At 42.2% G+C, this 287-nt stretch carries 1 protein-coding gene; it reads left to right on the plus strand.

Annotated features, from left to right (window positions below; genetic code table 11):
• Positions 1 to 287: pentapeptide repeat-containing protein (locus tag ACYQ78_RS39455; protein WP_459806114.1), on the plus strand; the 287-nt coding region annotated here is incomplete at both ends.

Consider the following 287-nt stretch of genomic DNA (forward strand, 5'->3'; position numbering starts at 1 on the left):
GGGGAATGATGAAGAGACGGATACCGAGTTAACACGCACTGATATTATCAAATGTGTACAATCTGAAAAAGTCAGGTTAAGAGGAGTAAATCTCTCTGGCCTCGATCTTTCAAAACTGGACTTGTCATATGTGGACTTCAGCTTTGCATGCCTGAAAAATGTTTTCTTCTCACGTGCTGACCTTCATTGTGCCAAATTTCGGGATGTAGATGCTGAAAATACCATTTTTCACAATGCAACATTGCGTGAATGTGAGTTCACCCGGGCAAATCTTCGTGGAGCTTTGC

The sequence above is a fragment of the Herbidospora sp. RD11066 genome, from assembly GCF_054661255.1.